Annotated in this window: 14 protein-coding genes; 2 read left to right on the forward strand and 12 right to left on the reverse strand. The window is 46.6% G+C overall.

Going from position 1 to position 13,085, the window contains the following annotated elements:
• Positions 1-31: 31 nt before the first annotated feature.
• Positions 32-1,213: an iron-containing alcohol dehydrogenase gene (locus BLW60_RS12745; protein ID WP_074718005.1), complete on the forward strand. Its 1,182-nt coding sequence runs from the start codon at positions 32-34 to the stop codon at positions 1,211-1,213.
• On the opposite strand, the gene BLW60_RS12750 is transcribed toward BLW60_RS12745, so the two are convergent.
• Positions 1,197-1,775, reverse strand: a complete 579-nt coding sequence (locus BLW60_RS12750) for a zinc metalloprotease (protein WP_074718007.1) — start codon at positions 1,773-1,775, stop codon at positions 1,197-1,199. The two genes, BLW60_RS12745 and BLW60_RS12750, sit on opposite strands and share 17 nt — an antisense overlap.
• Complete coding sequence (locus tag BLW60_RS12755; RefSeq protein WP_074718011.1) at positions 1,762-2,028, reverse strand: hypothetical protein; 267 nt, start codon at positions 2,026-2,028, stop codon at positions 1,762-1,764. The genes BLW60_RS12750 and BLW60_RS12755 overlap by 14 nt, the downstream gene beginning before the upstream one ends.
• Before the next feature lie 126 nt (positions 2,029-2,154).
• On the opposite strand from BLW60_RS12755, the gene BLW60_RS12760 reads away from it, so the two are divergent.
• Positions 2,155-2,889 carry a polysaccharide deacetylase family protein gene (locus tag BLW60_RS12760; RefSeq protein ID WP_074718013.1) on the forward strand — a complete coding sequence of 245 codons (735 nt, stop codon included), beginning with the start codon at positions 2,155-2,157 and terminating at the stop codon, positions 2,887-2,889.
• Between the two features lie 364 nt (positions 2,890-3,253).
• Here BLW60_RS12760 and BLW60_RS12765 read toward each other — a convergent pair whose 3' ends face one another.
• The 10 genes from BLW60_RS12765 to BLW60_RS12810 all read right to left on the reverse strand — a co-directional run bounded on the left by BLW60_RS12765 (position 3,254) and on the right by BLW60_RS12810 (position 13,059).
• The gene (locus tag BLW60_RS12765; protein WP_074718015.1) at positions 3,254-4,114 is read right to left on the reverse strand and encodes a COG1361 family protein; all 861 of its coding nucleotides are present in this window, start codon (positions 4,112-4,114) and stop codon (positions 3,254-3,256) included.
• 126 nt (positions 4,115-4,240) lie between these two features.
• Positions 4,241-5,218 (reverse strand): GTP-binding protein, encoded by a 978-nt coding sequence (locus BLW60_RS12770; protein ID WP_074718017.1) that lies wholly within the window; start codon positions 5,216-5,218, stop codon positions 4,241-4,243.
• 85 nt (positions 5,219-5,303) lie between these two features.
• On the reverse strand, positions 5,304-5,897 hold the full coding sequence (locus BLW60_RS12775) for a phosphoribosylanthranilate isomerase (RefSeq protein ID WP_074718019.1): 594 nt from the start codon (positions 5,895-5,897) through the stop codon (positions 5,304-5,306).
• A 1-nt stretch (position 5,898) separates the two neighbouring features.
• Positions 5,899-6,675, reverse strand: a complete 777-nt coding sequence (trpC, locus tag BLW60_RS12780) for an indole-3-glycerol phosphate synthase TrpC (RefSeq protein WP_074718021.1) — start codon at positions 6,673-6,675, stop codon at positions 5,899-5,901.
• A gap of 8 nt (positions 6,676-6,683) precedes the next feature.
• Positions 6,684-7,703, reverse strand: a complete 1,020-nt coding sequence (gene trpD / locus BLW60_RS12785) for an anthranilate phosphoribosyltransferase (protein WP_074718023.1) — start codon at positions 7,701-7,703, stop codon at positions 6,684-6,686.
• A gap of 327 nt (positions 7,704-8,030) precedes the next feature.
• Positions 8,031-8,807 (reverse strand): tryptophan synthase subunit alpha, encoded by a 777-nt coding sequence (trpA, locus tag BLW60_RS12790; protein ID WP_074718025.1) that lies wholly within the window; start codon positions 8,805-8,807, stop codon positions 8,031-8,033.
• On the reverse strand, positions 8,800-9,990 hold the full coding sequence (gene trpB / locus BLW60_RS12795; protein ID WP_074718027.1) for a tryptophan synthase subunit beta: 1,191 nt from the start codon (positions 9,988-9,990) through the stop codon (positions 8,800-8,802). The genes trpA and trpB overlap by 8 nt, the downstream gene beginning before the upstream one ends.
• Positions 9,991-10,183: 193 nt before the next feature.
• Positions 10,184-10,750, reverse strand: a complete 567-nt coding sequence (locus tag BLW60_RS12800; protein ID WP_074718029.1) for an anthranilate synthase component II — start codon at positions 10,748-10,750, stop codon at positions 10,184-10,186.
• A complete protein-coding gene (gene trpE / locus BLW60_RS12805; protein ID WP_074718031.1) occupies positions 10,747-12,213 on the reverse strand; it encodes an anthranilate synthase component I in 1,467 nt (488 codons plus the stop codon). The genes BLW60_RS12800 and trpE overlap by 4 nt, the downstream gene beginning before the upstream one ends.
• Before the next feature lie 432 nt (positions 12,214-12,645).
• The gene (locus BLW60_RS12810) at positions 12,646-13,059 is read right to left on the reverse strand and encodes a peptide deformylase (protein WP_074718106.1); all 414 of its coding nucleotides are present in this window, start codon (positions 13,057-13,059) and stop codon (positions 12,646-12,648) included.
• Positions 13,060-13,085 lie beyond the last annotated feature (26 nt).

Raw genomic sequence — 13,085 nt, forward strand, 5'->3', positions numbered from 1 at the left:
ATTATAATTATTAAAAGGGAGGAATTACACTATGGAAAATTTTCAGTTTTACAGTCCGACTGAATTCATTTTCGGCAGAGATTCAGAAGTAAAAACAGGAGAAATGGTAAGCAAATACGGTGGAACTAAAGTCCTTATACATTACGGCTCGGGTTCGGCTGTTAGATCGGGACTTATCGACAGAGTAAAGGCTTCGCTGGAAGCAAGCGGCATCGCTTATACAGAGCTTGGCGGCGTTAAGCCTAATCCCCGTGATACTCTTATCTATGAGGGTATCGAATTATGCCGCAAGGAAGGCGTTGACTTTATCCTTTCGGTTGGCGGCGGTTCTTGTATAGACTCATCTAAGGCTATCGCTCTGGGCGTACCTTATGACGGCGATTTCTGGGACTTCTACGGCACAGGCAAGACCGTTGAAAAGGCTCTGCCCGTCGGTACTGTACTCACTATTGCTGCGGCAGGCAGTGAGGGTTCGGGAGCTTCTGTAGTAACTAAGGAAGAGGGCTGCCTTAAACGTGATGTAGGCTCTGACCTGCTTCGTCCGCGCTTCTCTATCCTCAATCCTGAGCTTACCTGCTCGCTTCCTGCTTATCAGACAGCCTGCGGTGCTACTGATATCATGGCTCACGTATTCGAGCGTTACTTTACAAATACCCGTGAAGTCGAGATAACAGACCGCCTCTGCGAAGCCGTTCTCCTTACTATGATAAAAGAGACTCCCCGTGCTATCGCTCAGCCTGACAACTATGATGCCCGTGCAAATATAATGTGGGCAGGTACTGTCGCTCATAACGATATTGTCGGTGTGGGAAGAAGTCAGGACTGGAACAGCCACGCTATCGAGCATGAGCTGTCGGCTCTCTATGACTGCGCTCACGGTGCAGGTCTTGCTGTTATCATGCCTGCATGGATGGAATTCGTATACAAGCACGATGTTATGCGATTTGCTCAGATGGCTGTCCGCGTATGGGGCTGTCAGATGAACTTTGAATTCCCTGACGAGACTGCTCTTGAGGGTATCGCCTGCTTCAGAAGCTTCCTGCACAGTATCGGTATGCCTATAAACTTCGAGCAGCTGGGTGCAAAGGAGGACGATATACCTAAGCTTGTAAGAAAGTTCGGCATAGGCGACGGCAAAACAGGCGGCTTCGTTCACCTTTCTGCTCAGGATATTGCATCTATCTATCGTATCGCTGCTAACGCAGGCTTATGATATCGCCTATAAATAAGGCTAAAGACGCGGCAAGGAGCGGAAATACTTCACGTCCGCAATAATAGACTGCGGCGGCTGAAAGAGCTATCATCAGTAGTTTAACGGCAGTGAGGATATGCATGACGGCTCTTTCACGGACAGTGCCCACTGAAAGCAGTGATATTATCGCTCCGCCGTCAAGGCTGCGGTAAGGCAGCATATTGTATACGGCAACGATAAGGTTGAGCTGTGCTAAACTCCTGTGATATCCGCATATACTCAGCAGCACATATAAGAGAATATTGGCGGCAGGTCCTGCAAGCAGTACGTAAAGTCTGCTTTTGTCAGAGATACTGCCGTCTTTTCGCGTCCCTATGACTATCCCCGCTCCGCTTATATCAACTGTGGATATGCTGCCGCCTGTATGTCTCAAAGCTATGAGATGACCTGCTTCGTGCAGCAGGCATACAGCATAAAAGCTCAGTACAAGTCCGCAGCTGCGCATAAGGAATATCAGAGCATTGAACACAAGGAACGAAAAATGTATGCGCACAGCTGCTCCGTATATCCTAATGCTTATCAAGTATTTCCCTCAGCAGGTCTATGGGGTTGACTATAACATAGCTGCTGTCTGATGCAAGTCCTTTCAGTCTGGTGAATACAGCTTCTGTTATCTCGGGGTAGAAATACCTGCCGCAGCAGAACATAACTGCCAAAATTATGCATAATACAGCCTGCGTAGCTATAACGTCATCGGCTTTGTTATTTCGTTTCCTTTCGTATGTATCGAGCAGCTCCTCTGTGGTATCCTGCTCTGCTTTTTCTTCACTTTCCATAATATCACCTCTGTAAAAAATATGCGAAAAAACTGAAAAAATGCAAAAAAATCCACGTTTTTTTCTGAAAACGAGGTATATAATAGTCTTGCGGAATTATCCGCAACTAAATCAGAGGTACAAAAAATGAAGATAAATATTCCTGCTGCACTGCTTACCGCTGCCGTTATGCCTTGTACAGCCGTTGTGGCTGCCGATAATACCAAAATAGGATACGGTCAGGGAACGGCTGTCGATGAAAAGAACCGTCCCGTTGACGCAGTACAGTTCAACAGCCGATTTGGCGACCTTGATGCCTTCGCCCTGTCGGAGGACGAGAACAGAATAATCATCACCTTTGATCAGGGCTATGAAAACGGTTATACCGCAAAGATACTCGATACCCTGAAAGAGAAAAACGTTCAGGCTATATTCTTCCTCACAGGCTCTTATGCAAAAACAGAGTCCACTCTTGTAAAACGTATGATAAACGAGGGACATATTCTCGGCAACCACGGTATGACTCATGCAAGCCTGCCGACTCTTTGCGATGAAAACGCAAAGGAAGAGATAATGTCGCTCCACGACTATGTACTGAACAGCTACGGCTATCAGATGCAGTATTTTCGCTGCCCCTGCGGCGAATACTCAGAACACGCACTGGAGATCGCAAAAAAATGCGGCTATATCTCCCTTTTCTGGAGCAGTGCCTACGTGGACTGGAACACAGACGCTCAGCCCGATCCTGCCGAGGGACTGAAAAAGCTCACGGATATGGCTCACGGCGGAGAAATACTCCTGCTACACTCGGTATCTGCTACCAACGCTGAGATACTCGGCGACCTTATCGACAATTTCCGCGCCAAAGGGTTTACGGTATAAAAATACTGCCGTATTGGTCGCATTTCCTTTATAGGAAATTTATGTACAGTATTGAGAGAGACCCTTTTGAAAAAGGGTCCCTCTGACGGAGGCGAGCCCCTCTGTCACTGCGTGACATCTCCCCGCACTGCGGGGAGTCACCCTCAAACTCCCTCCCTAAAACTTCTGGTTTTATTTTTTCTCATATAGGGCACACCACAAAATAAAAAAGCTTTGTAATTATATGGTGTGTGCCCTATATGAGAAAAAATCAGCTAAAAAGTCTTTGGAAAGGGGTTCGGGGAAGAACCTTTCCTCAGAAAGGTTTTCCCCGATAATTGCGCATATACTTCTACATAGGCAATATGATCATACAGCAGTATTTTTATGCAAGTCTGCCCTTGATAACGAGAGTGCTTACGCCTGCCTGTGTTGTCCACTCTCCTGTTGTTTCGTCCTGCACAAACTGTGCGGCAGGTACCGTCACCTGACCGTCAAGACTTGTAAATACTCCTGTATCGGGATCGTAAGCATAATTCGTGCCCGATACCCATGCTGTGCCGTTGAACTCGGCTGTAAGTCCGCTGAGTGCAGGAGTGAAGCTATCGCTGAATACTACATTGTCAACAGCTTCTGCGGCAGCTGTTCCGAAATTCTGGATAACAAAAGTATAGGTCACTTCGCCGTTCTCCTCTACAGCCGCAGGACTCAGTGACTTGCTGATAGCAAGGTCTATGCCCTCGGTGTAGGCAATAGCCTCGGAAGCTGAAACAGGTTCAAAGCCAGCACCGCTTACTGTGACTGTATTCACTATCTCGCCGTCTGCGCCAAGTGGTGCAAATCCGTTGGTATCTGCTGAATATACCAGCATAGCATTGCCGCCTGCGGGTACATTTATACCTGTAACTGTAAGAGGTGAAAGTGAAGTTACGGCAGGTGATGCCTGCTGTACACCGTTTACATAATAGCTGAGTGTTCCCTCATTGTAGCTGAGCGGAACTGCTGTGCCGCCTGTCTCTCCGAAGGTGTACTCGCCTAAATTATCTGTGACTGTAAGTCCGTTATAACAGCTTGAACCTGTATTGACAATACTTATCATATACACATTCTCGCTGCCCTGTGAATAGGTGTCGGAAACTGCATTCTTTGATACCGAAAGCACTTCCAGTATCTCGCCTGCTGTTATATTTGAGCTTGCAACTGTTCCGTTATAGGAAAGAGTTGCCTGATTATAGAATGTTGCCATAATATTATCCTCCATATGGCAGATGACTGCCGTATTAAGGGAGGGAGTCCCCTCCCTCGGTAATATTATATGCCACTCCTGCATTTAAGGTGAAAAAAGAACGCCAAAGCGGCGTTCCTTTAAAAGCTATATTGAAACATATTCTTCATCGGTGTTGAGCGGCTTGATATGTTCGTCTATCCGCTCGCGGCATACATCATCGCCAATGACGATAAGCACGGGCTGTCCCTCATCTACAGGGGATATCTCAGTCTTTTCACGGGTTGCGTTGACTTTCAGCCAGCCCCCTTCAACAGGCAGAGAGCCCTTTATCCTGAAAATACTGCCGCAGCTCTCATCGTTCATTATCCTGCTGATAAGCGGCGATATCTCGCCCTTATCAATATTTATATGCATGAAATAGTGTACCGAGCTCTGTATATCCTCGGGACTGAATTTCTTCACATAGCTCGAACCGCGATAGCCTGCATTTTTGAAGAGCCTGTGATCGTCCTCGTCAAAAGTCTCCCAGTCCTTAGCGACTATATCGCGCATTGCAAGTCTGCGGTCACAGCGTATAGCTTCAAGGGCATGATTAACGTGAGATAATATACGCTCAGATGTTTGCTCAGTCGTTTCATTCTTTATATTACCAAGCTTGCTGAGAATAAGCTTTCCGCAGCAGGCTGCTTCCGAGCCGAGAAGGTACTCCATTTGCTCCGAAAGCTGCTCCTCCATTTCCGCATCAACGATAGTGAGTACGCTGCCTATCTCAAACCACCTGTCAAGGGGAGATTCATGGAGTATGTCGAAGAATTCGTCCATATCGAAAATGCCCGAAGGCTCGACAAGTACGCGGTCGAAATGCTGCATACCGAGAGAAATGAGCTGTGTCTTGAAGCGTCTTTTGTGGCAGTCCGCGTCGCAGCCCCCTGCTATCATTTCAAGGCGGCAGTTGTCGCATTTAAGTTCCTGCAATATCATCATATCTATATTGACAGCGCCGAAATCGTTTTCAAGAATGGCGATATTCTCGCCTTTATCTATGAAATGCCGCGCATATTTCATCAGGAACGTGGTCTTTCCCGAACCGAGTATCCCCGTTATAAGGTCTATTTTTGTCATAAAAAACTGCCTCCTTCATATTTCAGTATAACACATCGGCTCATTCAAGTCAAATGTATATCTGAATATTCAGGAAGCAGTTTATTCATTTTCTGACTGCCTGTGCAAAGGCGTTCATTTTGTCGAAGTCCTTTAAGCCGTCCACTTCAAGGCAGGAGCTTGCGTCAACTGCATAAGGTCGGAGCGTTTTTATCGCTTCACCTGCATTGTCGGCTGTAAGTCCGCCTGCAAGGAAGTATTCACGCTTTATCTCACCGATGACCGACCAGTCAAAAGTCTCGCCCGAGCCTTGTCCCGAATCAAGCAGCACATAGTCCGCACAGCTGCTCTCAGCGGCTTTTATATCGGCTTTCGAGCGAACTTTAAATGCACGTATGACGCAGATACCCAGCTTTTTAAGTTCCGCTGCGTAATCCTCGCTCTCTTCCCCGTGAAGCTGCACAGCTCTTATAGCACCGCTGCGGACTATGCCGATAACCTCCTCTATGGGCGAATTAACGAAAACTCCAACAGGTGTTATACTGCTGTCAAGCTTTTTCGTAAGCTGGGCAGCAGTCTCAGGCTGTACATATCTCTTGCTGGACTTTGCAAATACATATCCGATATACTCGGGCTTTATGCTGTTTGCATATTCAATATCGGCTTCTCTGCGCAGTCCGCACATCTTTATCTTTGTCATATTATCCTTTCAGCTCAGCAAGCTTCGCTTTCTTATCAGCCGCGCGCATAAGAGTCTCGCCTATGAGAACTGCGTTGACTCCTGCTTCACGAAGAAGCCTTATATCCTCAGCGGACTGAACTCCGCTCTCGGATACGAAGCTCACATTTGCGGGAGCAAGCTCGCGCAAACGGCGGCTGTTGCCTGTATCTACAGAAAAATCCTTTAAATTACGGTTGTTGACACCGATGATGCGAGCTCCTGCGGCAACAGCCATGCGAAGCTCCGCTTCGTCGTGAGCTTCAACGAGGGCTGATAATCCCAGCTCGTCGCATATGCCGATGTATTCGCTTATCTGCTCCTGAGTAAGTATCGAGCATATGAGCAGAACAGCCTTTGCGCCGAGAAGCTTTGCTTCATATATCATGTACTCATCTACTGTGAAGTCCTTACGGATACAAGGGATACTCACATTTGCAGCTATCTCACGGAGATATTCGTTGCTGCCCAGAAACCACTTAGGCTCTGTGAGTACTGAAATGCAGTCAGCTCCTGCTGCTTCGTACTCCTTTGCAATGGTGAGATAAGGGAAGTCCTCGGCTATAACGCCCTTTGAGGGAGAAGCCTTCTTGCACTCGCATATAAAAGCGATATCGTCCTTCTTCAGTGCATTTTCAAACTCGAACTTTCCCTTTGGCAGTTCAAGTGCCAGCTTTTTTATATGATCTGCTGAAATATCCTTCTTAGCAGCCTCCACACGCTCACGGGCATGGTCGGCAAGCTTGTCAAGTATAGTCATTTTCCACCTCAGTTATTGGACTCTGCTACGAATTTATCCATAGTTTCAAGTGCCTTGCCGCTGTCGATAAGCTCGGCTGCCTTTGCAACACCGTCTGCCATAGACTCAGCCTTGCCGCCGATATATATAGCTGCACCTGCATTGAGAAGAACTGCGTTTCTCTTGTGTCCCTTTATCTCGCCTGCAAGGATACCGCGTGTTATAGCTGCATTCTCCTCAGGTGTACCGCCCTTGAGGTCGTCCTTTGTGCAGCGTTCAAAGCCGAACTGCTCGGGAGTTATCTTATAATTCTTCATCCAGCCGTCCTTGTACTCGCATACAGCAGTAGGTGCGCTCAGTGATATCTCATCAAGCTTGTCTGTGCCGAATACTACCATACCGTTCTTTGAACCCAGCTTCATAAGTACCTCTGCAACAGGTTCAAGAAGAACTCTGTCATATACACCGAGAAGGTGATGATTAGGGCAGGCAGGATTTGTAAGAGGTCCGAGGATATTGAAAACAGTTCTGAAGCCAAGTTCCTTACGGATAGGTCCTACGTACTTCATGGAAGTATGATATTTCTGAGCGAAGAAGAAGCAGAAGCCAACGTTTTCAAGAAGCTGTCTGCACTTTTCAGGCTCAAGATTTATATTTGCGCCGAGAGCTTCGAGACAGTCAGCAGTTCCCGAAAGTGAAGATGCAGCACGGTTGCCGTGCTTTGATACCTTTATACCTGCTGCTGCGATAACAAATGCGGAAGTTGTTGAGATATTGAAGCTGTGAGCATTATCTCCGCCTGTTCCGACAATTTCAAGAAGATCCATGTTATGCTCGAACTTTATAGCTGCATCACGCATAGCAGCTGCACAGCCTGTTATCTCGTCTATTGTCTCAGCCTTTGTGCTCTTTGTGGAAAGAGCTGCAAGAAAAGCTGCATTCTGTGTAGGAGTTGTCTCTCCTGCCATGATCTCGGATATTACCTTGTAAGCCTCATCATATGTCAGATCCTGCTTGTCAACGATCTTTTCGATTGCCTCTTTGATCATAATTAAAACTCCTTTATATTATAATTTACATTTGTAGGGGACGGCGCAGCTAACAGCTGCACCTACTCTCTGTCCTACGGACATCTCCCTACACTGTAGGAAGTCACTCGACGTCCCTTGCAGGGGCGGATATTATCCGCCCGTGATACAACAATAATATCTACGGGGCGATGTGGGCATCGCCCCGTACAATGGGATAACGGCTCAAAGCATAATTCAGCAAATCACGCGATGTTATTCGCCTTTTATTCATTCCCCCTCGCGGCGATACCTTTTCTTTTCGCAGGTATTTTATCGCGGAGCAAGGGTGCAGCGTCACGCTGCAAATTATGCTTTCGCTACCGCTTCTTTCATTTCCTTAACGTATTCACCTACATAAGGTGCTGCGTCCTTGCCGTACTTTTCAAGTATCTTGATTATAGCCGAACCTACGATAGCTCCGTCGGATACAGCTGCCATAGCCTGTGCCTGCTCGGGCTTTGAGATACCGAAGCCAACTGCACATGGTACATTTGTATTCTCACGCACTACCTTTACGAGGTCACCGATGTTTGTTGTTATCTCGCTTCTCATGCCTGTAACTCCGAGGCTTGAAACGATGTAGATAAAGCCCTCTGCTTCCTTCGCTATCATTGCGATGCGGTTCTCAGATGTAGGTGCGATAAGTGAGATAAGGTCAACTCCGTACTGCTTTGCTACTGCTGAAAACTCATCTTTTTCCTCAAACGGAAGATCGGGAAGTATGATACCGTCAACTCCGCATTCGCAGCATCTTGCCATAAATCTCTCTGCATCGTAGGAGAATACAACGTTTGCATATGTCATAAATACAAAAGGTATCTTTACGTCTTTGCGGAGCTCCTTTACAAGCTCAAATACCTTGTCTGTTGTTACTCCGCCTGCAAGTGCGCGGATATTTGCCCCCTGTATAACAGGACCTTCTGCTGTAGGATCGGAAAAAGGTATACCAAGCTCGATAAGGTCTGCGCCGTTCTCTGCTGCTGCACGAACTACCTTTGCAGTAGTTTCAAGGTCGGGATCACCGCAGGTTATAAATGGTATGAATGCCTTTCCGTTTTCAAATGCTGATCTGATATTACTCATAGATATCCTCCCCTCTGTAACGTGCGATAGCTGCACAGTCCTTATCGCCGCGTCCTGATACTGTTACGATTATTATTTTGTCCTTGTCCATTGTAGGAGCAAGCTTCATAGCATAAGCTATTGCGTGTGCAGACTCTATTGCAGGGATAATACCCTCTGTACGTGAAAGATACTCGAAAGCATTTACTGCTTCGTCATCTGTTATCGGCACATATTCAGCTCTGCCGATATCGTGAAGATGTGCGTGCTCAGGACCTACGCCCGGATAGTCAAGACCTGCCGAGATAGAATAAACAGGTGCTATCTGACCATATTCGTCCTGACAGAAGTATGACTTCATACCGTGGAATATACCAATTCTTCCTGTGTTTACTGTTGCAGCTGTCTCGAATGAGTCGATGCCTCTGCCTGCTGCCTCACAGCCGATAAGACGTACTCCCTCATCGGGGATATAGTGGTAGAAGCTTCCGATAGCGTTTGAGCCGCCGCCTACGCAGGCGATGACTGCATCGGGAAGTCTGCCCTCAGCCTCAAGTATCTGAGCTCTTGACTCACGGGAAATAACTGCCTGAAAATCACGTACTATAGTCGGGAAGGGGTGTGGTCCCATAACTGAACCGAGGCAGTAATGTGTATCCGAGATACGTGAAGTCCACTCACGCATTGCCTCTGAAACAGCATCTTTAAGTGTAGCTGTACCTGTTTTTACAGGGACAACGTCTGCGCCGAGGAGCTTCATACGGTAAACGTTGAGAGCCTGTCTCTTTGTGTCCTCTTCGCCCATGAATACTACGCACTCCATATCAAGGAGAGCTGCTGCTGTTGCAGTAGCAACACCGTGCTGACCTGCACCTGTCTCTGCGATAAGTCTTTTCTTGCTCATTTTCTTAGCAAGAAGAGCCTGTCCGAGAACGTTGTTGATCTTGTGTGAACCTGTGTGGTTGAGGTCCTCGCGCTTTAAGTATATCTTAGCACCGCCAAGCTCTCTTGTGAGCTTATCTGCGCGGTAGAGCAGTGAAGGTCTGCCTGCATAGTTGTTGAGAAGCTCTGTAAGCTCTCTGTTGAACTCGGGATCGTTCTTATAGTGATCGTAAGCCTCTTCAAGCTCAATGATCGCATTCATAAGCGTTTCGGGGATATACTGTCCGCCGTGTACGCCAAATCTTCCTTTTGACTGTGACATGATATCTTTCCTTTCTGTTTCAGCCATTAGCCGTTAGCTATCAGCCGTTAGCATTTGCAGGGAACATCTCCCTACGGTTCATTTTTATCTGTCGGGCAAACAACTCTGCATATAGCATTGCCAGCCAAATCAAAGATTTGGGTCACTGCTTAACTGTTCGCCCCTGCAAAGTTCTTAGTTCTTAGCTCTTAGTTCATAATTCTATGAAGTTCCTGAGCATTATCTTTCCATCGGGAGTCATGATCGACTCAGGGTGGAACTGAACTCCGTATATCGGGTATTCCTTGTGCTGTACTGCCATTACCTCGCCGTCATCGGCAAGTGCTGTAACTTCGAGACAATCGGGAAGCGTACTTGCATCTGCTGCAAGAGAATGATATCTTGCAACGGGAGCTCCCTCGTCTATTCCCTTGAATAACGGGCTGTTGTTCATAAAGCTTATAACGGACTGCTTTCCGTGCATAAGCTCCTTTGCGTAGGTAACTGTTGCACCGTATGCTGCGCATATTGCCTGATGACCGAGACAAACACCGAGAGTCGGTATCTTCTGGCACACTGTTTTTGCAGCCTCGATTATGATGCCTGCGTCCTCGGGACGTCCCGGTCCCGGTGAGAGGATTATACGCTGCGGATTGAGCTTTTCTATCTCCGCAACAGTCATCTCGTCGTTTCTTATTACCTTTATATCAGGCTCTATAGCTCCTATAAGCTGATACAGGTTATAGGAGAAGCTGTCGTAATTATCTATGAGAAGTATCATGCATCTGCCTCCTCTGCAAGTTTAAGAGCGTTGACTACTGCCGCAGCCTTGTTTATGCACTCCTGATATTCCTTTTCGGGAACTGAGTCTGCAACTATTCCTGCGCCGCTTCTTACGAATACCTTGCCGTTTTTCTTATATGCGATACGGATAGCGATACAGGTATCAAGATTTCCTGTAAAGTCGATGTATCCTATTGCTCCGCCGTAAATTCCGCGCTTGTTGTTTTCGAGTTCTGCAATGAGCTGGCAGGCTCTTATCTTGGGAGCACCCGAAAGCGTACCTGCGGGGAGTACGGCACTTACTGCGTCTATACCGTCAAACTCTTCCCTGATCTCTCCGCGTACTGTAGAGCCTATGTGCATTACGTGGGAATATCTCTCGATGCTGTGGAGCTTTTCCACCTCAACGCTTCCGAACTTGCTTATCTTGCCCAGATCGTTTCTTCCGAGGTCAACAAGCATATTATGCTCTGCAAGCTCCTTTTCGTCCTTGAGAAGTCCTTCCTCAAGCTCTTTGTCCTCTTTTTCAGTCTTGCCTCTCGGTCTTGTGCCTGCAAGAGGGAATGTGTGGAGGACTCCGTCCTCAAGCTTTACGAGAGTCTCAGGTGATGCACCTGCTATCTCTACATCTGTTCCCGAAAAATAGAACATATACGGTGAAGGATTTATAGTTCTCAGCACTCTGTAGGTATTGAGGAGACTGCCCTCAAACTCAGCACTGAGTCTGTTTGAAAGGACTATCTGGAAGATATCTCCATCGTGGATATGATGCTTTGCCTTTTCCACCATTTCGCAGTACTCTTCCTTGCTGAAAAGTGCTGTAACTTCACTTTTAAGGTGTCCTGCCGTTTCTTTCTTACGGTCGCCGTTCCTGAGCAGATCAGCCATTTGCTGGAGTTCAAGCTTTGCCTTGTTGTAGCCTGCTTCACCTTCATCAAGCTTCATATTTGCTATAAGTATGAGCTTCTGACGGAAGTTGTCGAATGCGATGACCTTATCGAAAAGCATCAGGTCTACGTCCTTGAAGTTCTCTGTATCCTCGGTCTTTATACGCAGTGTCTTTTCTGTATAAGCAAGGAAATCATATGAGAAATATCCCACAAATCCGCCTGTGAAAGTTGGAAGATAATCGAATTTAGGACTTCTGTACTTTTCAAGTATCTGTCTGATCTGTACAGACGGATCTTCTGATGTCATTTTAACATCACCTATGGTGAGCTCGTTTCCGCAGGCAGTTATCTGTGTCTTCGGATCAAAACCGAGAAATGTGTATCTGCCCCACTTTTCCTTTTCTGCCACAGATTCAAGCATATAGCAGTGTGTGGAAACATTTTTCAGTGTCATTATAGCCTCGATAGGGGTACAGATATCAGACATTATCTCACAGCTTACGGGAACAATGTCATATTTTCCGCTCTTGGCTATTTCTTGTACTGTACTGAATTCGGGTAAAAATTTCATAAAAGCACCTCCGCTGAACTGTCATGGGAAATAAAAAAGTCCTTGACAGAACAATATGATCTGTCAAGGACGAATATACTTATCCGCGGTACCACCTTGATTCACGGCTTTGCCGTGCGCTTTACAGGATACTATCATATCCCTGATGCTTAACGCACATCTTAACGTTGCAGAATACTCTGGAAAATATTGCAGGTTCATCTTACTGCACCGCGACAGGCTTTATTCCATGCATCGCGTTCACCCATTTGACTGCACCCTCGGCGGTCCATTTGCTAATCTGTTTTTCACCTGACTCTCAGCATCGCAGGCTCTCTGTGGAATCATAATTAACTTTATCTCCGCGTCAACGGTTTACTCATGGATTAATTATAGCACCTGTTTTTTTCTATGTCAATAACGCCGAAAATATTTTTTATATTTAATCAAAGGTCATATGATAATGCCGCTGAAATGGTCTATCTCGTGCTGTATTATCTCTGCCTCAAAATCGCGGAATATGCCGCGGCGGCGTTTGAATTTCTTGTCAAGATACTCCACTGTGATTATATTATGGCGCGTAACGGGACGAACTCCGTCAAGCGAAAGGCAGCCCTCCTCGGTATCATATGTCTCCTTTGACTTATCTACTATGACAGGATTTATCATAGCCACGTATTCATCGCCTATAAGTGCCACAAGTATAGTCTTATTTACTCCTATCATATTGGCAGCCATGCCCACGCAGCGTTCCTCGTTTGCCTTTACCGTGTCAAGAAGATCGCGTACAGTCTGCATATCCGCTTTAGTTGCCGCTTCCGATCTTATGCTCAGTATCTCCTTATCTCTGACGATTTCCTTTATCATGCCCTTTGCCCTTTCGTTTTTTGTTT

The sequence above is a fragment of the Ruminococcus flavefaciens genome, assembly GCF_900108555.1.
In the GTDB taxonomy this organism is placed as follows: domain Bacteria; phylum Bacillota; class Clostridia; order Oscillospirales; family Ruminococcaceae; genus Ruminococcus; species Ruminococcus flavefaciens_P.

What these genes read in the sequence shown, in the direction of transcription:
- trpE (WP_074718031.1), bottom strand. Translation starts at nt 12,213, where the DNA reads ATGAAATTTTTACCCGAATTCAGTACAGTACAAGAAATAGCCAAGAGC.
- BLW60_RS12800 (WP_074718029.1), bottom strand. Translation starts at nt 10,750, where the DNA reads ATGATACTTCTCATAGATAATTACGACAGCTTCTCCTATAACCTGTAT.
- BLW60_RS12760 (WP_074718013.1), top strand. Translation starts at nt 2,155, where the DNA reads ATGAAGATAAATATTCCTGCTGCACTGCTTACCGCTGCCGTTATGCCT.
- BLW60_RS12765 (WP_074718015.1), bottom strand. Translation starts at nt 4,114, where the DNA reads ATGGCAACATTCTATAATCAGGCAACTCTTTCCTATAACGGAACAGTT.
- BLW60_RS12745 (WP_074718005.1), top strand. Translation starts at nt 32, where the DNA reads ATGGAAAATTTTCAGTTTTACAGTCCGACTGAATTCATTTTCGGCAGA.
- trpD (WP_074718023.1), bottom strand. Translation starts at nt 7,703, where the DNA reads ATGATCAAAGAGGCAATCGAAAAGATCGTTGACAAGCAGGATCTGACA.
- BLW60_RS12775 (WP_074718019.1), bottom strand. Translation starts at nt 5,897, where the DNA reads ATGACAAAGATAAAGATGTGCGGACTGCGCAGAGAAGCCGATATTGAA.
- BLW60_RS12770 (WP_074718017.1), bottom strand. Translation starts at nt 5,218, where the DNA reads ATGACAAAAATAGACCTTATAACGGGGATACTCGGTTCGGGAAAGACC.
- trpC (WP_074718021.1), bottom strand. Translation starts at nt 6,675, where the DNA reads ATGACTATACTTGACAAGCTTGCCGACCATGCCCGTGAGCGTGTGGAG.
- trpA (WP_074718025.1), bottom strand. Translation starts at nt 8,807, where the DNA reads ATGAGTAATATCAGATCAGCATTTGAAAACGGAAAGGCATTCATACCA.
- trpB (WP_074718027.1), bottom strand. Translation starts at nt 9,990, where the DNA reads ATGTCACAGTCAAAAGGAAGATTTGGCGTACACGGCGGACAGTATATC.
- BLW60_RS12755 (WP_074718011.1), bottom strand. Translation starts at nt 2,028, where the DNA reads ATGGAAAGTGAAGAAAAAGCAGAGCAGGATACCACAGAGGAGCTGCTC.
- BLW60_RS12810 (WP_074718106.1), bottom strand. Translation starts at nt 13,059, where the DNA reads ATGATAAAGGAAATCGTCAGAGATAAGGAGATACTGAGCATAAGATCG.